Raw genomic sequence first — 26,359 nt, 5'->3', positions numbered from 1 at the left:
GCCCTCGTCCGGATACGTCGTCACGTAGACGACGAGATCCCTCCGGCGCGCGGTGTCGACGACGACCTCGGCCAGTTCGGCCAGGTAGGCGGCCCTGAGCTGGGGACCGCGAGGGTGACGGAGTCGGTGCGCCCGCGCGTGAGGTTCCTCGCGGCGACGTTGACGGTGTAGCCCAGCTCGTCCACCGCTGCCCGCACGCGCTGGCGGGTCTCGTCGGCCATGCGGCCGGTGCCGTTGACGACGTTCGACGCGGTCTTCAGCGACACTCCGGCGCGCTCGGCGACGGCCACGAGCGTGGCCTTCCTGCGAGGCGGTGCCATCGCGTCCCCCTCCGGTGCTGCGTCGTGCTCCTGCACATGGATACACCACGGCTCGACGCCCGCGTCCCCCCTTGCCGATACGCTGACGCGGGTCCGGCCGAGGGGAGCGACGCGATGACGACCGCTTCGACGAGGCGCGCGCTGCTGCTCGAGAGCATCGTCGACCACATCCTGGAGCACGGCGTGGCGAACGTCTCGCTGCGCGCCCTGGCCCGCGCGGCCGACTCCAACAACCGCATGCTGCTGTACTACTTCGGCTCCCGCGCCGAGCTGCTGTCCGAGGCGCTCGTCGCGCGCCGCGCGGCGCTTCCCCGACATGCGGCGCGCGGCCGACGAGCTGCTCGTGCCCGGGCGCCCGCTCGCCGAGCGGCTCGACCGCGCGTGGGAGGGCGCTCGCGTCGGCCGGCAACCGCCCGTACCTGCGCCTGTTCTTCCAGGTCTTCGGGCTCGCCGCGTTCGAGCAGGCCGAGGAGTGGCGGGCGATGCGCGGCCGCTTCGACGAATTCCTGCAGCCGGAGCTGCGCCGGGCGCTCGCCGAGTCGGGCGTGACGCCCGAGGACGTGCCCGTGCTCGCCCGCGAGATCGTGGCCTTCTGGCGCGGGCTCGAGATCCTGCTGATCTCGCTCGACGACGACGCGGGCGTCGACGCCGTGCGGGTGCGCGGGCACGCGGACCTGCTGGCACGCCTGCCGCTGGATCGTCAGCAGAACCAAGGCTGAGGGGCTCGATCCGCGCTGATGCGACGGATCGGCTGCGCTGAGCCTTACTTCTGCGGGTCGGGGCGCTTCGAGTCGCCTTCGCGCTCGCCCAGCAGCCCCGCGATCGCCGCATCGAACTCTTCCCGCAGCCGCGCCTTCTGCTCCGGAGGGAGGAACGCCGCCTCCACTCCGTTCCGTGCGATCGTGCAGGCGTCCTCGATCCCGAGGCCCAGCGCTGGGAGGGCCTCGCGGTACTCGCGGACAATGTCGGTGCGGAAGAACACCGCGTCGTCCGTCGACACCGTGACCCGGAGTCCGGCGCGCACCATCGCCGCGATCCGGCAGCTCCGGATCGAGCGTCCAGCCCGAGCAGATCGTCGTCGAGATCGGGGTCGTGGTGAATCCGATGCCGGAATCTCGCGCCCGTTCGACCAGCGCCGGGTCGTCGAGGATCCGGTAGCCGTGGTCGATGCGGTCGACCTGCAGCACGTCCAGCGCGATCCGGACGGAGTCGGGCTCGGACCGGTCCGTCTCGCCGACGTGGGCGGTGAGGGCGAGACCCGAGCGGCGCGCGAGCGCGAACGCCTCGCGGAACCGGCCGGGATCCTCCGTGCCTTCGGGCGTCAGATCGTCCATGCCGAGGGCGACGACCTCCTCGCGCGGGTGGCGGCCCACCGTCTCGACGAGCTCGACGGCGCTGCTCGCCGACTCCTCCGGTTGACGGCCACGACCATCCGGAAGCCCACCTCCGAGGTCGACCTCGGCGGCCCTCAGCCCGTCGAGGATCGGATCGAGCACGTCGGCGTAGCCGAGGCCGTCCCGGCCCAGGTAGTGCGCGTCGGCGAAGTACTGCGGATTGATCGCGTACTCGCGGTAGCGGAGACCCCGCGCCGCCGCCGCGCGGACTCCGTCGTAGGCGACGGTGGCGAGGTCGGCCGGAGTCCGCAGCACCCGGTGCGCGGCGCGGAAGGCGACGAGGAACTCCTGCAGGTCCGCGAAGTCGAACAGCGTCGCCGGATCGGTGGACGGCAGCTCGACCCCGTACCGGTCGGCCGACGCGATCAGGTGCGCCGCGCTCATGGTGGAGGCGAAGTGGCAGTGCAGCTCCGTCTTCGGCAGCCGCCGCAGCACCTCGTCGTCGTCGATCGCGTTCCCGGGTGCGCCCATTCCCCCATGCTGCCACCGCCGTGACCCCCTCCGCTGGTCGAGTAGCGGCCGCAGGCCGCGGATCGAGACCCCCGTGCCCGGCGGGTGGATCGGCCACAGCCCGCTCCGCGGACTACTCGATCAGTGCAGAGGGGGCGTCGCTCGCGGCGCGAGTCGTCGCGAGCAGGGTCGCGCGCATCCGTCGGACCCCGCTTCGCGTCCAGTCGTCGCACCTGCAGGCCGCGACTGGACTCGTGACGGGCCCCGCGTGCTCTGCGGACCCCGTTTCGCGTCGACTCGACTGCCCCTTCGCCCCTTCCGCTGGTCGAGTAGCGGCGGCACGCCGCGTATCGAGACCCTCGTGTCCAGCGGGGTGGATCTCGATACCGCCGCTGCGCGGGCTGCTCGATCAGCAGGTGAGGGGAGCTGCGCGCACCGCTCGATCAGCAGCACGCCCTGCCGGCGCGCGAGCCGCCGCGTCGAGCGCCGCACCACCAGCCGCGCCGACACCGAGGTGCTGCTGGCGCTCGCCCGCGCGGATCTGCTCCGCGAGCATCCGCAGCGCCGTCTCGCCGAGCGCCTGGTGGTCGAGGTGCATCGTGGTGAGCGGCGGCGAGAAGTACTCGGAGTCGGGCATGTCGTCGACGCCCACGATCGAGTAGTCGTCGGGCGCGATCCGGCCGCGCTCCGCCATCGTCTGCAGGAATCCCAGCGCGATCTGGTCGTTGGCCGCCGACACTGCCGTGAACGACTCCGGGTCCACGGTCCGGGCGTGCTCGGCGCCCGATCCCGCGTCCCACCTCGCGGCAGCGCAGCACCTCGAGCGCGGGACGCTCGCGCTCGAGCGCCGCCTGGTACCCGCGCTCCCGCTCGACCGCCTCGTTGCGGTCGCGCGGACCCGCGAGGTGCAGGATCCGGCGGTGCCCGAGCCCGAGCAGGTGGCGCGTCCCCAGGTAGCCGGCGCCGAACGAGTCGGCGGAGGTCGAGTCGACGGAGGCGTTGTCGTGCTCGGAGCGGGTCACGACGGGACCGACGGCGATGTAGTCGAGCAGCTCGTCCAGGCCCTCGTACGGCGTGCCGACGATGATGCCGTCGACCTGGAACGAGAGCAGCTTGTCGACCGCGTGCCGCACCTCCTCGGGCGAGCTCGGCACCCCGGGATCCGTGTCCAGGAGCGCGGTGATCAGCGAGAGGCCGGTAGCGCGGGCGGCGCGGCTCACTCCGGTGAGCAGCTCGGCGTTGCCGTAGTTGAGGGGTCCCATCGCCAGGAAGCCGATGGTGTCGGTGCTCTGCACCCGCAGGTTGCGGGCGACGCGGTCGTGGCGGTAGCCGAGCGCGGCGATGGCCGACTCGATCCGCTCGCGGGTCGCGGGGGCGACGTAGCCGCCGGTGAAGAAGCGCGAGACGGTCTGGGCCGAGACCTCGGCGCGGCGTCCGACGTCGGCCATGCTCGGCCGCGCGCGGGAGGAGGCGTCTCCAGGCATCGGCACCCCCTCCGCTTCGTCCGCGGCCCACTCTACGAGTCCCGGAGCCGTTATCCGATCGTGATCGGTCAACCGGTTGGACTGCTTGCCGACCGAATGTGTTATCGATAACGTATCTCCCATCCACCGCCTGGGCCGATGCGAATCGTGCTCGGGGCGGACCAGACGTCGACGTCGCATCGCCGCGGTGTCGCGCAGTGAAAGGACGCGAAGATGCGTGCTCTGCCTCGATCCGTCGCCTTCGTGACGGGTGCCCTCCTCCTGGCCGGCCTCACCGGATGCTCCGCCGGCGGCGGCGCCGGTGACGGATCCACCGAGATCACCTGGTTCAAGCTCACCGAGTCCGCCGACTCCGCCAACGCGACGATCGACGAGATCGTCGCCGACTTCGAGGCGGCCAACCCCGACATCACCGTGAAGGTGGAGCAGCGGGCCGTCGACGCGCACAAGGACGCCTCCGCACGACGCTGGGCACCAGCGGCGCTCCCGACGTCTTCTTCCTCGTGGGCCGGACCGGGCCTCGGCGGCGAGTTCATCGACGCCGGGGCGAGCCTGGACCTCGAGGAGTACTACGACGAGTACGGCTGGGCCGACCGCTTCTCCGAGACCACCCTCTCGACCGTCACCCAGTACGGCGGCTACGACGGGGTGCCCTACACCCAGCGCACCGAGGCCGTCTTCTACAACAAGGACCTCTTCGCCGAGGCGGGCATCGACGCGGCTCCCACCAGCTACGACGAGCTTCGTCGAGGACGCGGCGGCGCTCAAGGCGGCCGGGATCACGCCCTTCGAGTTCGGCGGCACCGTCAACTGGCACGTCATGCGCCTGCTGGACAGCCTGCCCGAGACCCAGTGGAGCCGACGGCTACCAGGCGCTCGTCACGGGTGAGGCCGACTGGTCGGAGGAGTCCTGCGTCACCGACACCTTCACCGAGTTCGCGACCTGGACCGCCGACTACGTGAACCCGGGCTTCATCTCGATCAACAACGACGAGTCGAGCTCGCTGTTCTTCAGCGGCAAGGCGGCGATGGCGATCGAGGGCGACTGGTTCAACCAGCAGATCCGCGACAACGGCATGAGCGAGGACTCGGTGGGCATCTCGCCTTCCCGACCGGCACCGAGCGCATCTACGGCTTCAACGAGAACAACTACATCTCGGCGAACTCCGAGCACCCCGACGAGGCCGCGAAGTTCCTCGACTACCTCACCTCGCCCGAGGCGCAGCAGAAGTTCATCGCGACCTTCGGCAGCCGCTCGGTCAACGTCGACGTGCAGGCCGAGGACCAGAGCGAGTTCGACGCCTCGTGGACCCCGATCGTGGAGGCGGCCACCGGCGTCTACATGAACAACGACCAGAACCTCTCCCAGTCGCAGACCACCGAGTACTGGCGCATCCAGAACCTGGTCGCGACGGGCGAGCTCGACCCGGCCGACGCCGGCGCCGAGTTCCAGAAGTTCCTCGACCAGCAGTGACGCAGCGGGCGGAGGCGGCAGCGCGCCTCCTCCGCCCGACCCGCGCTGCGAGGCGCCCCCGTGATCCCGTGTCCGAGACGCCCGAGAGGTCCGACATGACGACATCCACCCCCGCCCGCCCCCGGCCGACGAGGTCCGAGCCACCCCGCCCGAAGCGGCGCCGGACGCTCGCCCGCCTCGGCGGCACCGGCTTCCTCGCCGCCCTGCCGTTCCTGGCTCCGGCGCTCGCCGCCTACCTCGTCTTCGTGGTCGGCCCCTCGCTCGGAGTCCGTGCGGCTCAGCTTCTTCGAATGGACCGGCTTCCAGGGCGCTCCCCAGGTCTTCGTGGGCTTCCAGAACTACGTCCGCATCTTCACCCAGGACCCCGTCTTCTGGACCGCCTTCTCGAACACCCTCATCTGGGTCGTGCTGTCGCTGCTCATCCCGGTGGGCCTGGGCCTCGTGATGGCCCTGGCGCTCAACCGCCCGCTCTTCGGGCGCAACGCCTTCCGCTCGCTGTTCTACATCCCGGGCGTCCTCGCTCCGATCGCCATCGCGAACATGTGGCGCTGGATGTACAACCCGAACTACGGCGTCGGGGTGAACCTCGCGCAGCTGTTCGACCTGCCCTGGCTCGCCGAGGTGCAGTGGCTGGGCGACAAGAACCTGGCGCTCTACTCGATCTTCGCGGCGTTCGTCTGGCAGATCGCGGGCACGAACATGGTGCTCTTCCTCGCCGGCCTGCAGAGCGTCTCGCCCGACCACGTCGAGGCCGCCCGGCTCGACGGCGCCAACGCGTGGCAGGTGTTCCGCAACGTCACGCTGCCGGCGCTGCGGCCCACGACGGTCATCGTCGTGGTCCTCACGATCATCAACTCGATCAAGGTCTTCGACCTGATCGTCGGCATGACCGGAGGCGGCCCCGCGCAGCAGACGCAGGTGCTCGCGCTCTGGTCGTTCCAGCAGTCCTTCAACAACCACGAGTACGGGCAGGGCAACGCGATCGCCACGGTCCTGCTCGTGATCACCCTCGTCATCGTCGTCCCGTACATGGTCTGGACGGCACGTCAGGAGAAGAACTCATGAGCGTCACGACATCCCGACCAGCGCCCCCGGACTCGTCGCGGCGCCGAAACGCGAACGGCGCCCCGTCGGCGGCCGCGACTTCGTCCGAGCCGGTCTCTGGATCGGCCTCGTCTTCGCGGTCCTGATCTGGGCCGTGCCGCTGATCTTCATGGTGTTCACCTCGCTCAAGAGCGAGGCCGACATCTTCAGCACCCCGGCGTTCGTCCCGCCGTGGTCGCCGGACTTCGGCAACTACGTCGAGGCGCTGGACCGGGGCAACCTGCTGACCGCCGGCGGGAACAGCCTGATCATCGCCCTGATCAAGGTCCCCGTGGGCCTGTTCATCTCCGCGGCCGCCGCCTTCGCTCTGGCCCGCATGAGGTTCCGCCGTCAGCGCCTGCTGATGGGGATCATCGCCCTCGGCGCCATGGTGCCGATCCAGGTCGCCATCGCCCCGCTCTTCCAGGTCATCAACGGCCTGGGACTGCTCAGCACCAACGTCGGCATCATCCTGCCGTACATCGCGTTCGGGCTGCCGTACCAGACCTTCATCCTGTACGGCTTCTTCCGTCAGATCCCGGAGGAGATCGACGAGAGCGCGCGGATCGACGGAGCCGGCAACTGGCGCCTGTTCCTGACGATCATCCTGCCGCTGGCCCGTCCCGCCCTGGCCGCGCTGTTCATCCTCGACTTCGTCTCGACCTGGAACGAGTACTCCATCGCTCTGGCGCTCCTGCAGAGCCAGGACTCGTGGACGATCCCGCTCGCGCTGCAGGGCTTCCAATCGCAGTTCACCAGCTCCTACGGGCCGCTGAACGCCTTCACCATCATGTCCGTGTTCCCCGTGCTGATCGTCTACCTGATGTTCCAGCGCTACTTCGTCGAGGGTGCCTTCGCCGGCGCCGTGAAGGGCTGGACCGTGCCGCACGCCACCACCACCGAGCGCTTCTCGCGGGCCACGCGCCTGTACGAGGTCCTGCACGACCCCCGCGGGCACGCCGTCGTCGAGCGCCACCTCCCGGGCCTGGTGCGCTCGTCGATCCTGCACACCCTGCACAGCTATCCGATCGGCCTCGTCGTCGACACGGAGGAGTCGCTCGACGAGGCCGCTCGCGAGGCCCTCCTCGCCGAGATCGCGGCGATCCCCACCGAGGAGCCCGCTCCCCTCCGCGAGCAGGAGCTCTTCGTCCTGCCCTCCGCGTCGTACGAGGGGGCGGAGATCCCGCTCGGGTCGGCCGCGGTGCTCGCACCGGCGTCGGTGCCGGTCTTCGAGCGCTTCGAGCTCGAGCTGCGCGGCCTGTCGCACGGCAACCCGTTCGTCGACGTGGAGCTGTCGGCGATGATCGACGGCCCCGACGGCTCGGTCCGGGTGCCGGGGTTCTACGACGGCGACGGGGTGTACCGCCTGCGCTGGATGCCCGAGGCCGTGGGGGAGTACGCCTGGACCACCTCCAGCAGCGCCCGCTCTGCTCGACGGCGTCACCGGCTCGGTGTCGGTGACCGCTGCTCGGGACGGCCGGCACGGACCGGTGCGCGTCGCGGGGTCCTTCCACTTCGCGCACGCCGACGGCACCCGCCACCGGCCGATCGGCACCACCGCCTACGCGTGGACGCACCAGGGCGACGAGCTCGAGGAGCGCACGCTCGCGACCCTCGCCGAGGCGCCCTTCACCAAGATCCGCATGTGCGTGTTCCCCAAGTCGTACCTCTTCAACGAGAACGAGCCCGAGCGCTACCCGTTCGAGGGCTCGCCGGAGCAGGGCTTCGACTGGCAGCGGCCGTCGCCGGAGTTCTGGGCGCACCTCGAGCGGCGCGTCGAGCAGCTGGGGGAGGTCGGCATCGAGGCCGACCTGATCCTCTTCCACGCCTACGACCGGTGGGGCTTCTCGACCATGGACGCCGTCGCCGACGACCGCTACGTGCGGTACGCCGTGGCACGGCTCGCGTCCTACGCGAACGTCTGGTGGTCGCTCGCCAACGAGTACGACCTCCTGTTCGAGAAGACGGAGGAGGACTGGGAGCGCCTCGCGCGGATCGTCACGGCCGACGACCCCTCGCGGCACCTGCTGTCGATCCACAACTGCCGCGACTTCTACGACTACTCCCGGCCCTGGATCACGCACGCGAAGCATCCAGCGCCAGGACGTCTACAAGACCGCCGAGATGACGACGGAGTGGCGCCGCTGGGGCAAGCCCGTCGTGATCGACGAGTGCGCCTACGAGGGCGACATCGACCAGGGCTGGGGCAACATCACCGGCGAGGAGCTGGTGCGCCGCTTCTGGGAGGGGCGCTGCGCGGCGGCTACGTGGGCCACGGCGAGACGTACGTGCACCCCGACGACGTGCTCTGGTGGGCGAAGGGCGGGGAGCTGCGCGGCACGAGCCCGTCTCGCATCGCGTTCCTCGATCGCATCCTCGAGGAGGGGCCGTCCGCGGGGCTCGAGCCGATCCCGCTCGACTGGGACATCCCCCGCGCAGGCGTCGAGGGCGAGTACTACCTGTACTACTTCGGCTTCGACCGGCCGACCTACCGCCGCTTCCTGCTCGAGCCCGACGTCTCGTACACCGTCGACGTGATCGACACGTGGGGCATGGCGGTGGAGCGGCTGCCGGGCACGTACTCGGGCCGCTTCCGCATCGACCTGCCGGGCCGCCAGTACATCGCGGTGCGCCTGCTGCGCTCGGACGCGTAGCGGGCCTCCTGCTGGTCGAGTAAGGGCTCCGCCCTCCTGCTGGTCGAGCAGCCGCCGCCGACCCTGCTGGTCGAGTAGCGGCCGCAGGCCGCGAGTCGAGACCCCCGTGCCCAGGTCGCGCAGATCTCGGCACGGCCGCTCCGCGACCTACTCGATCAGCAGGGGCCGGGCGAGTGGACGCGAACCGGCCCCTGCTCGTTCCGCAGACCCCATCGCGCGCCCACTCGCCGCGTCGGCGGTCCGCGAGTGGACTCGGGACGGGCCCTGCCCCGCCCTGAGGACCCCTCCCGTGTCCGCTCGCGGGCCTCCGCGGCGCCATGCCCCGGACCCTCGTCGTTCCTCCGCCTGCCGCACGGAGTTTATCCAGCGCTCGAATCAATTCGACTAGGCTTCGGGCATGACAGAGATCACCCCCGAGCTCCGGGTCGGCGTCGTCGGCCTCGGCTTCGCCGGCACCACCCATCTCGACGCCTCCAGGCCCTGCCGGGGGCGCGGGTCGTCGCCCTCGCCGGTCAGGAGGAGGCGCGCCTGCGCGAACTCGGCGCGACGCGCGACGTCCCCGACCTCTACTCCGACTGGGAGGACCTCGTCGCCCGCGACGACCTCGACGTCGTCTCCGATCGGAGTGCCGAACCACCTGCACCACCCCATCGCGGTCGCCGCGCTCGAGAGCGGCAAGCACGTCTTCTGCGAGAAGCCGCTCGCGACCACCGCCGACCTCGCCGCCGAGATGGTCGAGGCCGCGCGGGCGGCCGACCGCGTGCTCGAGATCGCCTACAACCACCGCCGCCGCGCGGATGTCGCCTATCTGCGCCGCTACCTCGACGACGCTCCGCTCGGCGACGTCTACCACGCCCGTGCCAGCTGGCAGCGGCGCACCGGCATCCCCGGCATCGGCTCCTGGTTCACGAGCAAGGCGCTGGCCGGCGGCGGTCCGCTGATCGACCTCGGCTCGCACGTGCTCGACATCGCCCTGCACCTGCTCGACGAGCCGCGGGTGACCAGCGTCTCGGCCGTCGCGTACGGCGAGATCGGGCGCCTGGACGCGGCGGCCGCCCGTACGGAGTCGCCGCGACCGGCACCCACGCCTTCGAGGTGGAGGACTTCTCCAGCGCGCTCCTGCGTCTGGACAACGGGCGCAGCCTCCAGCTCGACGCCTCCTGGGCCAGCTACTCCAAGGTCGACGAGGACATCGAGGTCGAGCTCCTCGATCCGCGGGCGGCGCCCGCCTCCACGTCGCCGACTACGCGACCGAGGGCACCGTCACGCTCTACTCCGAGGTCGCCGGCGCACCGACCACCTCGCGCCCCAGCATCCCGGTGCCGTCGGGCCACCACCGCTCGGTGATCGCCGAGTTCCTCGACGCGATCGCGTCGGGAGCCGAGATCGCGGCCGGCGAGCCCCGCTACTCCGGCCACTACGGCGAGTACGCGCTGCACCGCAGCCGCGTGATCGACGCGATCTACCGCTCGGCGGCCGAGAAGAAGGAGGTGGAGGTCGCGTGAGCGCTCTCGAGACGACCACCGCGACCACTCCGACCGGTCCCGTCGAGGTCCTGGTCTGGAACGAGTTCCGCCACGAGACCCGCGGCGACGAGACCGTGATGAAGCACTACCCCGAGGGCATCCATCGCGTGATCGCCGACGGCCTCGCCGAGTCGCTCGGCGACCAGGTCGCGGTGCGCACCGCGACGCTCCCCGAGCCCGAGCACGGACTGAGCGAGGAGGCGCTCGCGCGCACCGACGTGCTCCTGTGGTGGGGCCACATCGCGCACGGCGAGGTGTCGGACGAGGTGGTGCAGCGCGTGCTGCGGCACGTGCAGGAGGGGATGGGGATCCTGGTGCTGCACTCCGGCCACTACTCCAAGATCTTCCAGGCGCTGATGGGCACGACGTGCTCGCTGAAGTGGCGCAACGACCAGGACCGGGAGCTGGTCTGGACCATCGCGCCGACGCATCCGATCGCGCAGGGCGTTCCGAGCCCGATCGTGATCCCGCAGCAGGAGATGTACGGCGAGTACTTCGACATCCCGGTGCCGGAGGAGACGGTGTTCCTCTCGACGTTCACCGGCGGCGAGGTGTTCCGCTCGGGAGTCACCTACACGCGCGAGGTCTCGGGAAGGTGTTCTACTTCTCGCCCGGCGACCAGGACTACCCCGTCTACCACCACCCCGACATCAAGCGGGTGCTGGCGAACGCGGTCCGCTGGGCGCGCCCGACCCGGGTGCGCACGCCGCTGACGGCCGACCACCACCCCCGGGGCTGGTTCGAGTCCTGAGAACCGCTCTGCTGGTCGAGCAGCCCCGGCAGGGGCGTATCGAGACCCTCGTCCGGAAAGGGCGTCGATCTCGATACGCTCTCTCCGAGGGCTACTCGATCAGCGAGGTCGCCTGCGAGCGACGCCGCTCCACCGCGCTCAGCACCACGAAGCCCACGGCACCCACCACGAGCGCGGTGATCGGCGTGCGGAGCGACACGGCCGGCAGGAGCAGCGCGGTGCGGAACACCTGCTGCCCGTAGTCGAGCATCTCGAGCGGGTACTGCGCGAGCACCCTCGAGCCGGCCGCCGCCGACACCGCCGTGAAGAGGGTCGGCCCGATCCAGAGGACGGCCAGGCTCACCACCCACGCGGCGACCCGGCCGATGGAGGGTGAGACCGCACCACGCGAGACCCGCCCCGGCGAGGATCCCGGGCAGCCACTGCACCAGGTCGAGCAGCGTCAGGTCCACACCGGTTCCTCCCGAGCTGAGCGGAGCGACGAGGCCCGTGACCCAGCTCCCCGCGGCCACCGCAGCGAGCGAGGTCCCGATCGCGGCTCCGGGGCGGGGCGCCGTGGCGATCAGCAGCAGCACGACCGCGCCGACGGCGATCGCGGCGACCGAGCCGCTGACCAGGGCGGCCAGGTAGACGTCCGAGGCCGTCCCCTCCGCGAGTCCGCCCGCGACCACGACCGCGGTCTGCACGAGCGCGATCAGCTGCACGACGGCGACGCCGAGTGCGGCGGCTCCCGGATGCACTCCCCGCGCCCGCCCGAGGCGCGCGGCGAGGCCGGCGAGCGCCCAGCCGGTCACGAGCACCGCGACGATCAGCGTCAGCGCGTACTGGCTGAAGGGCAGGAGCGCGAACGGCATCGCCGTCGTCTCGGTCGCCCAGAGGTTCTGCAGCGGCAGTCGCATGCCGGTGACGACCCAGGGGAGCAGGCCGAGCACGGCGGCGACGGCGCCGACTCCGATGCTCGGCAGGACGCGGCGCGGCAGGATCGGATCGGTGTCGGTCACCCGTCCATCCTCCGTGAGGCGGGGGCGATCCGGGGTGGTCCTCCCCGGTCCTGTCGCGACTCGGCGCCCTAGGAGTGCGACCGTGACCGATCTGCTCGATCTCGAGGCCCGCGATCCCGACGCCGTGCTGAGCTACGGACCCGCGCCGCAGCAGATCGCGGACCGCTACCGCCCGACGGCTCCCGAGCGCGGCGCCGTCGTCCTGGTGCACGGCGGATTCTGGCGCGCCCGCTGGGACCGCGCCCATCTGCGTCCGCTCGCCGCGGCGCTCGCCGACCGCGGTCACGACGTGCTGCTGCCGGAGTACCGGCGAGTCGGCGATCCCGGCGGCGGCTGGCCGGGCACGGGCGACGACGTCCGCGCGCTCCTCGCGGCGCTGCCCGTCCTGCTCGGCGGCGACCCGCGGGCCGTCCTGGTCGGCCACTCCGCCGGTGGGCAGCTGGCCGTGTGGTCGCAGGCCGCCCATCCGTCGCCGTCCGTGCGCGCCGTGGTGGCGCTCGCCGGAGTCGTCGACCTGCAGGCCGCCGCCGATCTGCACCTCAGCGACGACGCCGTCGGCGAGCTCCTCGGCGTGGAGCCGCTCGCGGCGGCCGACCCGCTGCGGCAGCCGACCCCGCCGGTCCCGGTGGCGCTCGTGCACGGCGACGCCGACTCCGACGTGCCGATCGCGCTCAGCCGCGCCTACGCCGCGAGGCACCCGAGGGCGCGGCTGCTGGAACTGCCCGGAGCCGACCACTTCGACCTCGTCGACCCGCGCACCCCGGCTTTCGAGGCGCTCCTGACCCTGCTGCGCTGATCGCGAGATGCCTGTCCGGTCCGCGGCACGCCTTCCGAGGCGTACCGGACTGGCGTCTCGAAGGCGCCCCCGGGGCTACAGCGCCGGCGGGTACAGGAAGAGCGGCACCTGCGCGGTCGGGAACGTGCGCGTCACGTAGCTGTGCCTGCCGCCGTAGTTGTACTCCTCGAGGAGCACGGTGCCGTCGTCGTTCACCTTCTGCACGTACGAGACGTGGTTGTAGGTCCACCACGCGACGCAGCCCGCGATCGGCACGCTGCTCGTGGCCCAGCCCTTGGCGGCCCAGTTGTCGGGCCACTCCCACGCGCTGCCGCCCATCGGGGTGATGTTCCCCCACGTGTACGTCCACGGGGCCGCGGTCGCGCCGGCGTCCCGGTTGAGGCGCCAGGCGACGAAGTCGACGCACTCGCGGTAGTAGTAGCCCAGCGGGGAGAGTCCGCCGCCGTCGTCGTCGATGGTCTCGTACGGCCACGGGTAGTCGTCGCCGACGGCGCGCGTCTGCACGGTGGTGAACTCGCCGCCGTTCGAGCTCGAGAGCACGGCCGCCTGGCGGCTCGCCTCGTCCAGCTGCGCCTGCGTCGGCGCGGCGAAGGCGTCGCGCACCGCGGTCTGGCCGGCCGCTTCGGAGGAGACGGTGAGGTTCTGCAGGCCCGTCCGGTCCGCGACGGCGCCGCCTCCGGTGGCCGCACCGGTCGACCGGGCGCCGTAGGCGGGGATGGCCGTGGTGGCGACGAGGCCGCCGACGATCGAGAACGTCGCGAAGCCGAGTGCGCGCCGGCTGAGCGAGGGGGTGCTCGAGGCGGGGCGGGCGGGGGTCGACGGGCGTGCGGGAGCGGCCGAGCGGGCCCGGGCGGCAGGGGAGGGGGCGATCGGAGCGGGGGTGGCGGGAGCGGGGGTGGCGGCAGCGGGGGTGACCGCAGCCGCAGCAGCAGCGGCCTCCGCCGCACGCGCCTCACGCCGGGTGGGCAGGGCGGTCGAGCCGTCGCGACGCTCCGTGGACTCGGGAACGTCGGGGTCCGTCACGCGCGCGCACTCCTCTGACAGGTCGATCCGCGGGGCGTCGGGACGCCTGCGGGGCCGGTCGGGCACCGGCGAGGAGCGAGTCTAATCCCGGGGTCGCTGATAACGAAAGGATCACGGCCCACCGGGTCGGTGCCGGTGCCAGGATGGACGGGCAAGGGAAGGAGCCGTCCATGACCGAATCCACCCCCACCGGGCCCGTCCTCGTCGGCGTCGTCGAGGGCCAGCGGCCCGAGGTCCTCCGCACGGCTGCGCGCTTCGCCCGCGAGCTCCGCGCGCCGCTCCTCGTGCTCTACGTCGCCCCCGACCCCTATCTCGTCGGCGACTACGTCGATCCGATGACCGGCGGCATCCCCGTCGGGGTCGTCACCGACTCCGGCCCCGCCCGCCCGTCGGCCCCGCCGAGCCTCGTGCACGAGGTCGAGTCCGTCCTCGACGGCGTCGAGCACGAGTTCCGCGTGTCCGAGGGCGAGCCCGCGCTCGCGCTGAGCGACGTCGCCGAGCAGACCGACGCGCGGATGATCGTGGTCGGCACCCGCGACGCGGGCGTCCTCGCCAGCATCGCCGAGTTCCTCAGCGGCAGCGTGGCCGTGCACCTCGCGCACCGCCAGCACCGCCCCGTGATGGTGGTGCCCTGCGCCGAGCGCGACGCCTCGCGCCCGGCGCCGTGGGACCTGGCGGAGTGACGCGGCCGCTGCATCTGCGCCCGGGTCCCCTCCTCGTCGTCGCGGCGGGCGGCTCCGTCGGGACCGCCGGCCGGTACGCGATGGCGCTCGCCCTGCCGCCGGTGGCCGCGCTGCCGATCGCCACGATCGCGGTGAACCTCGTCGGCGCCTTCCTGCTCGGCGTGCTGCTCGAGTCGCTCGCCCGGCGCGGACCCGACGAGGGCCGCCGCCGCACCCTGCGCCTGCTCCTGGGCACGGGCGTGCTCGGCGGATTCACCACCTACAGCACCTTCTCGCTCGACACCGTCTCGCTGCTCGAGACGGGCCGCGTCGGCGAGGCCGCGCTCGTCGCCGCGATCACCCTCGTCCTGGGGACAGGCGCGGCGGTCCCCGGCATCGCCCTGGCGGGTCGGCTCCGGTCGACGGAGGCGGCGGAGTGACTCCGCCCGCCCTCTTCCTGGGCGTCGCACTCGCGGGCGGCGTCGGCTCCGCGGCCCGCTTCGCGATCGACGGAGTCGCGCGCTCGCTCGTTCCCGCGCGCTGGCCCGTCGGCACCTCCGCGATCAACGTGATCGGCTCCCTCCTGCTCGGGATCCTCGCGGGACTGGCGCTCTCGGGCGCCGTCGACGAGCAGTGGCGCACACTCGTGGGCACGGGGTTCCTGGGCGGATTCACCACCTTCAGCACCGCGAGCGTCGAGGCGGCGCGGATGCTCCTCGAGCGGCGGTGGGCTGCCGGGCTCGCGTACGGCCTGGGCACCCGGGCGGTGGCGCTCGTCGCGACCGTGCTCGGTCTCGCTGCGGCGGCGGCGCTCGTCCAGGCGTAGGCACCGCCTCCGGGCCCGGGTCGCGCGAGCACCGATCCACGAGTCGACACCGGCCGGGCGGCGGCCCTCCTGCAGCGCCCGGAGGGGTCCTCCCAGGTTGGCAGCCGGTCGCCGGACGACCGCACCCGGCCCGCGGCGGCCGTCCGCAACCCTGGAACGGGTGACGAAGCAGGGCGCGGGATGGGCGAGGATGTTCCCGTGACATCCGTGGGGGGCGTGCGAGATCTCAGGTTGGCCGTCGTCGACGACCAGCCTCTCTTCCGGCAGATGCTGACCACGATGCTCCGGACGGTGCCGGGGGTGCGCAGCGTCGTCGAGGCGGGATCGGTCGCCGAGGCGCGCGAGAAGCTGCGGCCCGCCGCCCTCGACGTCGCGATCCTCGACATCGAGCTCGGCGACGGCGACGGCATCGAGCTGGGCCGCGAGCTGCGCGCCGGCAACCCCGAGCTCGCCCTCGTCCTGCTCTCGGCCGTCGACGCCATGCACCGCTTCCTCCGACTGGACCGGTCGGAGGCACGCGGCTGGAGCTACCTCTCGAAGACGTCCTCGCTCTCGACGCCGGCGCTGCTGACCGCGATCCGCGCCACCTCCGACGGCCGCACGGTCCTCGATCCGGCGCTCGTCGCCGCCCGCACGGCCCGCCGCAACTCGCCCGTCGCCGCGCTCAGCCGCCGCCAGTACGAGGTGCTCACCTGGCTCTCGGCCGGTCTGACCAACGCGGCGATCGCCGAGCGGCTGGGCATCGCCGTCCGCTCGGTCGACAACCACGTCAACGCCCTCTACGCCGGACTGGGGCTGCGCTCCGACGGCACCCGCAACCCGCGCGTCGAGGCGACACTGCAGTTCCTCGAGCACACCGCATGACCCTCGTCGACGACACGCGCCGGACGCTCCGCGGACGTCCGTCAGGACAACCGGATCCTGGTCGGAGTCGTCGCGCTGCTGGGCACGGTGCTCTCGATCCTCGCGGCGCTGCAGGCGGTCTTCGCGCTCGGCATGCTCTCGCAGACGACCCGCGGCGTGGAGGGCGGGGCCGGTCCTGGACGTGGTCGTGCGGGTGCTGGTCAACGTCACGGCGGTCGCGGTCGCGGTGCTGGTGCTCTCGGTCCTCAGGCCCGAGCGCTTCGAGCGCCGCCCCCGCGTCCCTCGCGGCTCTCGCCGTCGCGTTCGGCGTGGCGCTGCGCGCGCTGCACGCTGCAGGTGATCGCCGGCGTGTACCCGCTCGCCGCCCTCGACGCGCTGGTCGTCGAGCTGGTCGTCGGAGCGATGGTGTTCGGCCTGGTGACCGGCTTCGGTCTGCTGTTCGTCCGGACCGCGCGCCGCGTCCGCGAGAAGGAGCGCGAGCACGCCCGCGTGCTCCTCCAGGCGGTCCAGGCCGTGCAGGCGCTGCAGAAGGAGGAGCTGCGCGTGCGGCGCGAGGTGGCGCAGAACCTGCACGGTCGACTCCAGAACACGCTCGTGGTCCTGACCGCCGAGCTGCAGGCCGTGGCGGAGGCATCCGCCGATCGCGAGCGCCTCCTCGGGATCGCCGCGCGCCTGGACGAGCTGCGCGAGCGCGAGGTGCGGGCCGCGAGCGGCGCGCTCTACCCCGTCGACATCGAGCACGGCCTGGTGCCGGCGGTCCGCGACCTCTTCGCCCGCCTGCCGGTCGAGATCGCGGTCGACCTCGACATCGACGACCGCTACCTCGAGGTCGAGGAGCGCGGCGTCCCGCTGGATCAGCGCGTCCTGCTCGTGCGCACCGTCGAGGAGGCACTGACCAACGCCCTGAAGCACGGCGGCGCGAGCGCGGTGCGCCTGAGCCTGGACGTCGACTGCGCGGCCGCCCGCCCGGCCGTGATCGTGCGACTCGACGACGACGGCCGCGGGCTCGGCGGTGACCCGGAGTGGAGCGGCCTCGACCGCCTGTCGCGCCAGTTCGCCGTGTACGGAGGAACGCTCGAGCTGTCGCCGTCGTCCGCCGGCGGGGCGCGGCTCGCCGCCCGTCTGCCGCTGCAGCGCGCCTGACGCTCGTCGCGCCCGCCGTGATCGGGCGCTCAGCCGTGCCCGGACGCGCACCGGGCCCGTTCCGCGTCCACTCGGAGGGGCGCGTCCCGCGCTCGAGAATCCCCCGCCGAGCAGAACTGCTCTCCCCGAGAGGGGGTGTTCTCGGCCTCCGCAACCCTGTCGTGCGCCGAATCACCGCGGAATCGTCAGCGTCACTGAAATCCCCTACGGGGGCTACCCCCGAACTGGACCTTTGCTAGGCCCGAGGACGCGACCACGATGGGGGGGACACGGATCGACCCGGTACCTGACGTGGTCGGCGTCCCACCTCGCTCTCACCCGGAGTCCACTCGATGATGCGTAGTCGCCTGCTGTCCCTCGCCCTCACCGCCTCCCTGGCGCTGGGGGCCGCTCTCGTCCCGACGGCCACCGCGGTCCGCGGGTCCGGCCACCGCCGACCCGGCCCACCCGATCGAGATCGGCGGGGTCGCCCACCCCGACGACTGGGCCCCGCCGGCTCCGGCTGCGCAGAGTCGACTGGCCGCTCCGGAGGCGCTCGCCGCCGTCGCTCCGCCTGCGAACGACGACCTCGCGAACGCGACGACGATCGCCTCGCTCCCGTATTACGGGTCCGGGCTTCCCTACGCCGGAGCGACTCTCGAACCGGGGGAGCCAGGGACCTGCCGGACGACCGATCCCGACTACAGCGAGTACTTCACCGATGTCGTCACGTCGGTCTGGTTCTCCTACACCTCCACGGCCCGTCAGACGCTGACCTTCTCCGGCCAGATCGCCGGTCACGACACGAACGTCATCAGCTATGAGGCCGGACCGATCGACGAGCTCGCGCGCATCAGCTGCACCGACACCGAGTACCGCGGCGAGAACCACGTGCAGGCGGAGGCCGGAACGACGTACCTCTTCCAGGTGGGGGACTTCTACGACGGTGCACCGGTGACGGACGACCAGAAGGTCCAGTTGCGGATCACCGCCAGCGCTCCGGTCTCCGGCACGACGCCCGCGGACGCCGTCGCGATTCCCGCGCTGCCCGCCACCGTCTCCGGTTCGACGATCAAGGTCGACTCGAACTGGGGCGAGCCCTCCTACAGCTGCGACGGCGGGGACACGCGTGCTGATGGGAAGCATCTGGCACCGCTTCCACCGCGACGACCACGGGCTCCGTCCTGGTCGACCTCCGTGACAGCTTCGTCGATTCGGTCGGCGTGGTATGGGCGTCGGACGGTTCCGCGCCCACCGGTGCGATCGGCTGCACCCCCATCGGCCCGAGCATGCAGTTCGGCGGCGATCCCTTCATCCGCGCGAACGCGAAGACGACCTTCAGCGCCACGGCGGGGAGGACCTACTTCATCCAGGTGGGCGGCGATGGCTGGAAGGAGGGCGACTTCGTTCTCAAGGTCTTGAACGTCGGCACCCTCGGCGTCCGCGACTCCGACGATCACAGGCACCGCGGGTGTCGGGGCGACGCTCACCGCGAATGCCGGCACCTGGGGTCCCGCACCCGTCGCCCTGAGCTATCAGTGGAAGGACAGCAGCGGCTACCCGATCCCGGGCGCGACGGGGCAGACCTTCGTGCCGACGACGGAGCACGCGGGCGGCTCCGTCTCCGTCTCGGTCACCGGCCGCAAGACCGGCTACGCCGACCGCACCGTGGACAGCGCGCCCCTCGTCGTGCCGTACCTCCGGTTCAGCGCTGCGCCGACTCCGACCATCGCCGGTACTGCGGCCGTCGGGCAGACCCTGACTGTGCAGACCGGGACGTGGACGCCGACTCCCGAGGTCTTCAACTACTCCTGGAAGCGCAACGGCGAGCACATCCCCTCCGGCTACAGCACGTCCTACGTGGTGACCGAGGCCGATCGCGGCACCGCGATCACCGTCACGGTCGACGCCTACCGCTCGGGCTACGGCTCCGTCCAGCGCACCAGCGCCCCCAGGACCGTCCCCGCCCCGCTCCAGACCCTCATGCCCACCCCCACCATCACCGGCAGCACCACCGTCGGCTCGACGCTCACCGCGAACCCGGGCACCTGGGACGCGGGCACGACTCTCGCCTACCAGTGGAAGAAGAACGGCGGCATCTACCTCGTCGGCGCGACCGGCAGCACCTACGTGCTGAAGTCGACCGATCTGGGCGCCACGATCACCGTCTCGGTGACGAGCACCAAGCCCGGCTACGCGCCCGCAACCAAGACGAGCGCGACCACCGCGGCCGTCACCAACGGCACGACGACGGCGATCACGGGCCCGACTCCGACCATCACGGGCACCGTGCAGGTGGGGAGGACGGTCACGGCGAACCCCGGCCCATGGTCGCCCGCTCCCGTCGCCCTGGCCTATCAGTGGAAGCGCGGTGGTGCCGCGATCACCGGAGCGACCGCCTCGACCTACACGCTGGTCGCCGCGGATGCCGGCGCGAGCCTCACGGTCTCGGTCACCGGCTCGAAGTCCGGCCTCACCCCGGTGGTGCAGGACCAGCGCCGCCTCGACCGTGACGCCGGCACTGCAGACGCTGATGCCGACCCCCACCGTCACCGGCACGCTCAAGGTCGGATCGACCCTCACCGCGAACGCGGGCACCTGGGACGCGGGGACGACCCTCGCGTACCAGTGGAAGAGGAACGGCGGCACGTACATCGTGGGCGCGACGAAGTCGACCTACGTGCTCACCGGCTCCGACGCCGGCGCCACGATCACCGTCTCGGTGACGAGCACGAAGCCCGGCTACTCGCCCGCGACCAAGACCAGCGCCACCATAGCGGCCGTCGCAGTCGGGACGCTCACGAGCGCGACTCCGACGATCACCGGCACGGCCGCGGTCGGAGCGACGCTCACCGCGGTGCCCGGAGCGTGGCCCCCGCGCCGGTGGCCTACGCATACCAGTGGAAGCGCGGCACCACGGTGATCACGGGCGCCACCGGATCGACGTACGTCCCGGTCGCGGGCGACCGCGGCGCGGCGATCAGCGTCACGGTGACCGGCACCAAGGCCGGCTACACCACCGTCGCGAAGGCGAGTGCCGCGAGGACGGTCGTAGCGGGCACGCTCACCGCACCCACTCCGACGATCACCGGCACCGCGGCGGTCGGCTCGAGGCTGACCGCGGTCCCGGGCACGTGGGGACCGGCGCCCGTCGTGCTCACGTACCAGTGGCTCCGGGCGGGCACCGCGATCTCGGGAGCGACGGCCGCGACCTACACGCCGGTCGCCGCCGACAGGGGCAAGGCGCTCACCGTGCGGGTGACCGGCGCGAAGACCGGGTACACGACCGCGTCGAAGACGAGTGCGTCCCGCACGATCGGCTGAACGGCGCCCGCCGTCCGGATCCCGCACTCGGGGTCCGGTCCGTCGCACTCGTCTGCGAGAGTGGGAGGACCCGCGCCTCGGCGGGACGCCCGGGGGGTCGAGTGAGTGACGCACTGAGCGCAGGCGACGCGATCGTGCTGCCGGAGGGCACCCCGCCCGCCTCTCCGGGCGGGTCCGCGCCCTCCGCCTCGGAGTCGGCGCCGCGGGACTCCTCCTCACCCTCGTTCTGCTCGTGCCCAACGCCACCGCCCTGCCGGCGCTGGTGCCGCCCTTCGCCCTGCTGCTCGCGGCCCTGTGGATCACGGCGTCGTTCCGGCTCGAGCTCTCCTCCGGCATCGGCACGGTGACGTTCGGAGTCGGAGTCTCGGTCCTCGCGTTCGTCGCGCAGGACGTCCCCCACCCCCGCGCCCTGCTGCTCTGGGTCCTGGCGCTGGTGGTGTTCCTGCTGCTCCGGCGACGGCCCTGGACGGTGATCGCCTACCTCACCGGGCTCGCGAGCCTCTCGGGCGGCGCGTTCCTCCTGGTGCTCTCCCTCTTCCCGGGCACCGGGTGGTGGCCGGTGCTCGCGGCGGTGCCCGCGGTGCTCGCGTACGGCGCGCTGTCGATCGGGGCGGAGTACCTGCAGGCGCGGCTGACGCTCGCCGAGGTCCCGGATGCTCCGACTCCGACCCTGCGCCCGGACCGCGTCGCTGTGGTGCTCGCCCTGAACGTCGGACTGGTCGCGCTCGCCTACGGCGCCCGGCTCTCCTCCGGGATCGAGCGGATCGAGCTGGGGGTGGGGCTCGACATCCGCTCGGCGAACACGCTGCTGATCGTGGCGCTCGCGATCGCCGTCGTCAGCCAGCAGCTGCGCCGAACGCGCGTGGAGCGCAAGCTCGACGGACTCGTCGAGGCGTCGCTCGCGCTGCCGTGGGGCGACCAGGCGGCGATCTTCGCGACGCTCCAGGCGGCGGCTCGCTCGGCGATCCCCTCCGCGAGCATCCGCCTCTCGGAGCAGCCGGGCCGGACCTTCGAGCTGTCGGCGCCCGTGACGGCGCCGGGCGCGGGCGTCCGCCACGTCGTCCTCACGCGCCGCCCCGACTCCGACGGCTTCTCGCCGCTCGAGCACCGGACGCTGCTGGCCCTCGCGCACATCGCCACCCAGGCGCTCCACGACCGCCGCACCACGCGAGCCCTGCGCGACGCCGCGACGACCGACACGCTGACCGGGCTGACGAACCTCCGCGGTCTGTACGAGGAGTTCGACGCGCTCCCCGACCCGTCGCGCCGCGCGATGCTCTTCATGGACCTCGACGCGTTCAAGGCCGTGAACGACACCTACGGCCACTCCACCGGCAACGTCGTCCTCGAGGAGGTCGGCCGCCGGATCCGCGAGAGCGTGCGCAGCGACGACGTCGTCGCGCGCATCGGCGGTGACGAGTTCGCCGTGCTCCTCGACTCCGCCACGGCGGCCTCCGTCACCCTCCGCATCACGCGCGCCGTCGAGCAGCCCCTGCTTGTCGGCGGCGTCACGCTCCACCCGCGCATCAGCATCGGCGCTCCGGTCGCCGTCGACGGCGGCAGCTTCGACCGCACCATGCAGGAGGCCGACGAGCGGATGTACGCGTCCAAGCAGGAGCGCCGGGGCGGGGCGGGAGACGCGGACGGCGCCGACCTGGTGTCCGAGATCCGCGCGGCGGTGCAGGAGGGGGCGGTGGAGGTCGCGTTCCAGCCGGTCATCGACGTCGCCGAGCGCCGCATCCTCGGCTTCGAGGCCCTCGCCCGGTTCACCCGCCGCGACGGCACGCCGCTGAGCCCGCTGACCCTCGTCGACGTCGCGCGCTCCCTCGGGCTGCTCGACCGGCTGACGGTGCAGATCGTCGACCGCGCCGTCGCCTCGATGCTCGAGTTCCGCGAGATCGACGCGTCGGTGTCGTTCCTCAGCGTCAACATCGAGGCCGAGCAGCTCCTGCGCGACGAGGTCGTCGACCACGTCCGCGCCCTGCGCACGTCCGATCTCGGCATCCAGCTCTGCCTCGAGCTCACCGAGGCCTCGATCGGCCACGTCGACGCCGACGTCGTCGACCGGGTGCGGCTGCTGACGGAGGAGGGCATCGCGATCGCGCTCGACGACTACGGCCAGGAGCATGCGGCGGCCGCGGCACTGCTGACGGTTCCGCTGAGCATCGTGAAGATCGACCGCGTGTTCCTCGCCGACGAGCAGAACCCCCGGCACTCCACGATCCTGCGCTCCATGATCGCCCTGGTCTCGGATCTGGACATGGGCTCGATCGTCGAGGGCGTCGAGACCCGCACGGCGCACGACCTGCTGGCATCGCTGCAGGCGGAGCGGGCGCAGGGCTACTTCTACGGCCGCCCGCAGTTCCCAAAGGACGTGAAGGACCGGCTGCGCGCGACCGGCACGGCGGCGCTGCCGGACCAGGGGCGCTGAGGACGGACGTCGTCAGGGGCGGACGGGCTCCGACCGGTCCGCCTCCGACCGCCACTCCGCCCGCAGCACCTCGACCCCGTCGAGCAGCACGTCGAGCCCGGTCTCGAACTCGGCGTCGTAGTCGTAGCCCTCGCGGGCCAGCTCGACGACGACCTCCACCAGGTACGGGTACAGCGCCGCGGCCTCGGCCGGCTGGGAGCGGTGCGTGGCGGCCGCGGCCTCCGCCGACTCCTCCGGGGTCTCGAACGAGAGCGTCTTCTGCTGCAGGGCGAAGCCGTACACGTACGCGTCCAGGAGCGACGTGACGTGGACGGTCGTGCGGAACGAGAAGCCGCTCTCGCGCAGGCACCCCATCATCGCGTCGTGCTGGCGCAGGTTCTCGATCCCTGGCCGCCCGTGCGCCTCCATCAGCCCGACGGCCCAGCGGTGCCGGGTCAGGGCGGCGCGGAGGGACGCGGCGCGCTCGCGCATCGCCGGCTTCCAGCCGCGCGCCGCATCGGGCAGGGCGACCTCGCTCCAGACCAGGTCGACCATGCCGTCGAGCAGGTGCTCGCGGTTCTGCACGTGCTTGTAGAGGGCCATGGGGACGACCTCGAGCCGCTCGGCGAGCGTGCGCATCGTGAAGCCGTCGATCCCGACCTCGTCGGCGAGCTCCACTCCGGCGCGCAGGACCGTCTCGCGGTTCAGGCGCGGTCGTCGGGGGTCTGCGGTGTCTGCTCGGGCACGCGTTCCTCCCGTCGCCTCTTGACGAAGTGTACGCCCTACACCTAGCCTCCAGATCGAAGGTGTACGCCGTACACTACGAGTCGGCCTCGCCACCGGGAACAGGACTCCCATGCCCTCCGTCGATCGGACCGCCCGCCTCACGGGCGTCCTCTTCCTCCTCACCTTCGCCTCGGCCATCGCCGGAGCCGTGCTCTATCTGCCGCTCCTCACCGACCCCGACAACGTGCTCGGACCCGGCGCCGACACCCGCGTGCTCATCGGAGTGGTCTGCGAGATCGTCCTCGTGATCACCAACCTCGGCACGGCGCTCGTCCTCTACCCCGTCCTCCGCCGGCACCACGAGACCGCCGCCCTCGCCTACGTCGTCGCGCGGATCATGGAGTGCGCCCTGATCGTCGTCGGCCTCCTCGCTGTCGTCTCGGTCGTCGAGCTGCGGCAGGCGCAGGCGGGAGCCGACGCCGACTCCTCCCGGGCCGTCGCCCAGGCGCTGGTCGCGGTCCACGACGCGACCTTCCTCCTCGGCCCCGGCTTCGTCGTCGGCCTCGGCAACGGCCTGCTGCTGGGGTTCCTCCTCCACCGCGCGCACCTCGTGCCGCGGCCGGTCGCGCTCCTCGGCCTCCTGGGCGGCCCGCTGATGTCGCTCTCGGGCCTCGCCGTCCTCTTCGGCGCCTACGAGCAGACCTCGGTCTGGTCGGGCCTGCTGACACTGCCCGAGATCGCGTGGGAGCTGTTCCTCGGCGTGTACCTGACGGTGCACGGCTTCCGGCGTGCGACGGTGCCCGCTGCGCCTGCCGCGCGGGTCGGCGCGGAGGGCTAGCCCCTGCGGTCGCTCCTCCGCACGCGTTCCTCGCCGCCATCGGACGCTTTCGCTGCTCTCAGCGCTCCGGAGCAGCAGAAAACGCCCAACGGTGCCGCTGGACTGGCGACGGGCGGGCGATCACCTGACCCGTGCGGCCTCGGCGGGGTGCCGTATCGAGGCCGACGGGCGGGGCTGCGGTCGACGCGACCGGTCGGCCAGTGCGATCGCGGTCGCGGCGAGGAGGAATCCTGCGGTGAGGAGTACGGCGAGCGTCGCACCGAGGGTGGGACGCCCTGCGATGGTCTCGGTCCCGCCCACCCCGTAGTAGAGCATCAGCGCGAGGGCCATCCCGATCGCCGACCCCACCCGTTGCGAGAACTGGATCATCGAGCCGGCGACGCTCGAGCGGTAGTCCGGGACCTCGACGAGCACGCGCGCCTGGTTGGCGGGTGCGGCGACGGCGACTCCGAAGGTGTTGACCACGAGCACGGCGCAGACCGCGAGGGGCAGGGCGGCCGCGGGGGCGACGCCGAACGCGGTCGCGACCAGTGCGAGTCCGACGGCGCCGAGTCCGGCGCCCCAGGCGATGACCCGGTAGCCGGTGTCGAAGGGGAGGCGCGCGGCGATCCACGACCCGGCGAGCGCCGCGAGGGCCGCGGGCAGCATCCAGAGCGCGGTCTCCAGGGGAGTGAGGCCTGCGAGCTGCTGCAGGCCGATGGTGATGATGAGGGTTCCGGCGGTGCCCGCCGCGTGCAGGAACCCCGAGACGACGACGCCGGGGACCAGATGCGCGAATCGGAACAGGCCGGGGTCGACGAGCGCCTGACGTCCCGAGGCGGTTCGGCGGCGGAGGTGCAGGACGAAGAGCGTCGTGAAACCCACCCCGGCGGTGATGAGTCCGGCCGTCCAGATCGACGGCGGGTTCGCCTCGGAGACAGCGCTGAGCGGAGCGATGGTCAGTACGACCGCGGGCACGAGCAGCGCGACGCCGACGCCGTCGAAGCCGGAACGCCGCTCGCCACCCGGATCCCGCACGAGGACGGCAGCGAGGGGCAGCACCACGACGCCGACCGCGACGTTGATCCAGAAGAGCGCGCGCCACGCCTCGACGGTACCGACGAGCTGCATCACCACGCCCGCGAGCACAGGCCCGAAGAGGGAGGTCGCCGAGAGGATCGCGGCGAGGGTGGCGAGGGGCCGGGTGCGCTCCTCGGCGGGGAACAGCCGCTGGATGAGGCCGAGGACCTGCGGCATCAGGATCCCCGCCCCGGCTCCCTGGATGATGCGGCCGGTGACGAGCCACGTGATGTCGGGCGCGAGCGCGCAGACGACGCTCGCGCCGACGAAGGCCAGGCCTCCGACCAGGAACACCGTCGAGCGGGGGAGCACGTCGCCGATCCGGCCGGAGGGGAGCAGGAAGGCGGCGTAGGCGATCGTGTAGCCCACGAGCATGACCTGGACGGTGCTCCCGGACCCGCCGGTCGACTCCTGGATGGCGGGCAGGGCCACGCCGACCTTGGAGACGTCGAGGATCGTCAGTGCAGCGGTGGCGGCCAGAACGCTGAACGTCGCCCAACGGCGACGGGAGTCCGTGCTCTTCGCGGGATGTGGCACTCGTCCTCCGACCGAAATGAAGCTGTAACACCAGT

At 72.2% G+C, this 26,359-nt stretch carries 22 protein-coding genes and 7 pseudogenes; 19 read left to right on the top strand and 10 right to left on the bottom strand.

The genetic code is table 11. The features are described 5' to 3' along the window. Positions 1-20: 20 nt before the first annotated feature. Positions 21-356 carry a LacI family DNA-binding transcriptional regulator gene (locus AC0CII_RS12355; RefSeq protein ID WP_465229597.1) on the bottom strand — a complete coding sequence of 112 codons (336 nt, stop codon included), beginning with the start codon at positions 354-356 and terminating at the stop codon, positions 21-23. On the opposite strand from AC0CII_RS12355, the gene AC0CII_RS12350 reads away from it, so the two are divergent. After that, positions 357-869 (top strand): TetR/AcrR family transcriptional regulator, encoded by a 513-nt coding sequence (locus AC0CII_RS12350; protein ID WP_465229596.1) that lies wholly within the window; start codon positions 357-359, stop codon positions 867-869. Next, positions 803-1,039 (top strand): hypothetical protein, encoded by a 237-nt coding sequence (locus tag AC0CII_RS12345; RefSeq protein WP_465229595.1) that lies wholly within the window; start codon positions 803-805, stop codon positions 1,037-1,039. Before AC0CII_RS12350 ends, AC0CII_RS12345 begins: the two co-directional genes overlap by 67 nt. 44 nt (positions 1,040-1,083) lie before the next feature. Here the strand turns inward: AC0CII_RS12345 and AC0CII_RS12340 are convergent, their stop codons facing one another. The 4 genes and pseudogenes from AC0CII_RS12340 to AC0CII_RS12325 all read right to left on the bottom strand — a co-directional run. Continuing rightward, the gene (locus AC0CII_RS12340; protein WP_465229594.1) at positions 1,084-1,347 is read right to left on the bottom strand and encodes a hypothetical protein; all 264 of its coding nucleotides are present in this window, start codon (positions 1,345-1,347) and stop codon (positions 1,084-1,086) included. Between the two features lie 40 nt (positions 1,348-1,387). Beyond that, positions 1,388-2,185 (bottom strand): annotated as a pseudogene (locus tag AC0CII_RS12335) (adenosine deaminase family protein); the annotation flags it as partial. A 388-nt stretch (positions 2,186-2,573) separates the two neighbouring features. Next, positions 2,574-3,026: pseudogene (locus tag AC0CII_RS12330) on the bottom strand (substrate-binding domain-containing protein); the annotation flags it as partial. Continuing rightward, positions 3,016-3,612, bottom strand: a pseudogene (locus AC0CII_RS12325) (LacI family DNA-binding transcriptional regulator); the annotation flags it as partial. The pseudogenes AC0CII_RS12325 and AC0CII_RS12330, both read right to left, overlap by 11 nt. Before the next feature lie 249 nt (positions 3,613-3,861). On the opposite strand from AC0CII_RS12325, the gene AC0CII_RS12320 reads away from it, so the two are divergent. From AC0CII_RS12320 to AC0CII_RS12285, 8 genes and pseudogenes are all read left to right on the top strand, one after another. Further along, complete coding sequence (locus AC0CII_RS12320; RefSeq protein ID WP_465229593.1) at positions 3,862-4,611, top strand: extracellular solute-binding protein; 750 nt, start codon at positions 3,862-3,864, stop codon at positions 4,609-4,611. Continuing rightward, positions 4,544-4,882: pseudogene (locus tag AC0CII_RS12315) on the top strand (extracellular solute-binding protein); the annotation flags it as partial. The gene AC0CII_RS12320 and the pseudogene AC0CII_RS12315, both read left to right, overlap by 68 nt. 84 nt (positions 4,883-4,966) lie before the next feature. Next, the gene (locus AC0CII_RS12310; RefSeq protein ID WP_465229592.1) at positions 4,967-5,122 is read left to right on the top strand and encodes a hypothetical protein; all 156 of its coding nucleotides are present in this window, start codon (positions 4,967-4,969) and stop codon (positions 5,120-5,122) included. 270 nt (positions 5,123-5,392) lie between these two features. Further along, positions 5,393-6,187, top strand: coding sequence for a carbohydrate ABC transporter permease (locus tag AC0CII_RS12305; RefSeq protein ID WP_465229591.1), 795 nt, complete (start codon positions 5,393-5,395; stop codon positions 6,185-6,187). Between the two features lie 148 nt (positions 6,188-6,335). Beyond that, positions 6,336-7,562: pseudogene (locus AC0CII_RS12300) on the top strand (ABC transporter permease subunit); the annotation flags it as partial. 94 nt (positions 7,563-7,656) lie between these two features. After that, positions 7,657-8,859 (top strand): DUF5605 domain-containing protein, encoded by a 1,203-nt coding sequence (locus tag AC0CII_RS12295; protein WP_465230888.1) that lies wholly within the window; start codon positions 7,657-7,659, stop codon positions 8,857-8,859. A gap of 397 nt (positions 8,860-9,256) precedes the next feature. After that, positions 9,257-9,817: pseudogene (locus AC0CII_RS12290) on the top strand (Gfo/Idh/MocA family protein); the annotation flags it as partial. 645 nt (positions 9,818-10,462) lie between these two features. Then, positions 10,463-11,136 (top strand): annotated as a pseudogene (locus tag AC0CII_RS12285) (ThuA domain-containing protein). On the opposite strand, the gene AC0CII_RS12280 reads toward AC0CII_RS12285, so the two are convergent. Further along, positions 11,019-12,137 (bottom strand): hypothetical protein, encoded by a 1,119-nt coding sequence (locus AC0CII_RS12280; RefSeq protein WP_465229590.1) that lies wholly within the window; start codon positions 12,135-12,137, stop codon positions 11,019-11,021. The pseudogene AC0CII_RS12285 and the gene AC0CII_RS12280 overlap by 118 nt on opposite strands. A gap of 82 nt (positions 12,138-12,219) precedes the next feature. Here AC0CII_RS12280 and AC0CII_RS12275 point away from each other — a divergent pair, with 82 nt between their 5' ends. Continuing rightward, entirely contained in the window at positions 12,220-12,933 is a 714-nt protein-coding gene (locus AC0CII_RS12275) for an alpha/beta hydrolase family protein (protein WP_465227559.1), read from the top strand. Between the two features lie 75 nt (positions 12,934-13,008). Here AC0CII_RS12275 and AC0CII_RS12270 read toward each other — a convergent pair whose 3' ends face one another. Beyond that, on the bottom strand, positions 13,009-13,956 hold the full coding sequence (locus AC0CII_RS12270) for a CHAP domain-containing protein (protein WP_465229589.1): 948 nt from the start codon (positions 13,954-13,956) through the stop codon (positions 13,009-13,011). A 170-nt stretch (positions 13,957-14,126) separates the two neighbouring features. On the opposite strand from AC0CII_RS12270, the gene AC0CII_RS12265 reads away from it, so the two are divergent. The 5 genes from AC0CII_RS12265 to AC0CII_RS12245 all read left to right on the top strand — a co-directional run bounded on the left by AC0CII_RS12265 (position 14,127) and on the right by AC0CII_RS12245 (position 17,451). After that, positions 14,127-14,639 carry a universal stress protein gene (locus AC0CII_RS12265; protein ID WP_465229588.1) on the top strand — a complete coding sequence of 171 codons (513 nt, stop codon included), beginning with the start codon at positions 14,127-14,129 and terminating at the stop codon, positions 14,637-14,639. Then, positions 14,636-15,058 (top strand): fluoride efflux transporter CrcB, encoded by a 423-nt coding sequence (gene crcB, locus AC0CII_RS12260; protein ID WP_465229587.1) that lies wholly within the window; start codon positions 14,636-14,638, stop codon positions 15,056-15,058. The genes AC0CII_RS12265 and crcB (AC0CII_RS12260) overlap by 4 nt, the downstream gene beginning before the upstream one ends. Next, complete coding sequence (gene crcB, locus AC0CII_RS12255; RefSeq protein ID WP_465229586.1) at positions 15,055-15,444, top strand: fluoride efflux transporter CrcB; 390 nt, start codon at positions 15,055-15,057, stop codon at positions 15,442-15,444. The genes crcB (AC0CII_RS12260) and crcB (AC0CII_RS12255) overlap by 4 nt, the downstream gene beginning before the upstream one ends. A gap of 198 nt (positions 15,445-15,642) precedes the next feature. Next, positions 15,643-16,308: a response regulator gene (locus AC0CII_RS12250; RefSeq protein WP_465229585.1), complete on the top strand. Its 666-nt coding sequence runs from the start codon at positions 15,643-15,645 to the stop codon at positions 16,306-16,308. Positions 16,309-16,395: 87 nt separating this feature from the next. Then, positions 16,396-17,451, top strand: coding sequence for a sensor histidine kinase (locus tag AC0CII_RS12245; protein ID WP_465229584.1), 1,056 nt, complete (start codon positions 16,396-16,398; stop codon positions 17,449-17,451). 917 nt (positions 17,452-18,368) lie between these two features. Here AC0CII_RS12245 and AC0CII_RS12240 read toward each other — a convergent pair. Further along, positions 18,369-18,506 (bottom strand): hypothetical protein, encoded by a 138-nt coding sequence (locus AC0CII_RS12240; protein ID WP_465229583.1) that lies wholly within the window; start codon positions 18,504-18,506, stop codon positions 18,369-18,371. Positions 18,507-19,020: 514 nt separating this feature from the next. On the opposite strand from AC0CII_RS12240, the gene AC0CII_RS12235 reads away from it, so the two are divergent. Next, complete coding sequence (locus AC0CII_RS12235; RefSeq protein ID WP_465229582.1) at positions 19,021-20,754, top strand: hypothetical protein; 1,734 nt, start codon at positions 19,021-19,023, stop codon at positions 20,752-20,754. Positions 20,755-20,986: 232 nt separating this feature from the next. After that, the gene (locus tag AC0CII_RS12230; protein WP_465229581.1) at positions 20,987-23,185 is read left to right on the top strand and encodes an EAL domain-containing protein; all 2,199 of its coding nucleotides are present in this window, start codon (positions 20,987-20,989) and stop codon (positions 23,183-23,185) included. 12 nt (positions 23,186-23,197) lie between these two features. Here AC0CII_RS12230 and AC0CII_RS12225 read toward each other — a convergent pair whose 3' ends face one another. Next, complete coding sequence (locus tag AC0CII_RS12225) at positions 23,198-23,842, bottom strand: TetR/AcrR family transcriptional regulator (RefSeq protein ID WP_465229580.1); 645 nt, start codon at positions 23,840-23,842, stop codon at positions 23,198-23,200. A 178-nt stretch (positions 23,843-24,020) separates the two neighbouring features. Between AC0CII_RS12225 and AC0CII_RS12220 the strand changes: the two genes are divergently transcribed. Then, on the top strand, positions 24,021-24,728 hold the full coding sequence (locus tag AC0CII_RS12220) for a DUF4386 domain-containing protein (RefSeq protein WP_465227569.1): 708 nt from the start codon (positions 24,021-24,023) through the stop codon (positions 24,726-24,728). A gap of 120 nt (positions 24,729-24,848) precedes the next feature. Here AC0CII_RS12220 and AC0CII_RS12215 read toward each other — a convergent pair whose 3' ends face one another. After that, the gene (locus AC0CII_RS12215) at positions 24,849-26,324 is read right to left on the bottom strand and encodes an MFS transporter (RefSeq protein WP_465227570.1); all 1,476 of its coding nucleotides are present in this window, start codon (positions 26,322-26,324) and stop codon (positions 24,849-24,851) included. Between the last annotated feature and the right edge of the window lie 35 nt (positions 26,325-26,359).

This window comes from Rathayibacter sp. AC182 (genome assembly GCF_979253875.1).
Note: the sequence above shows the minus strand (reverse complement) of the source record. Positions and strands in the feature narration are given on the sequence as shown.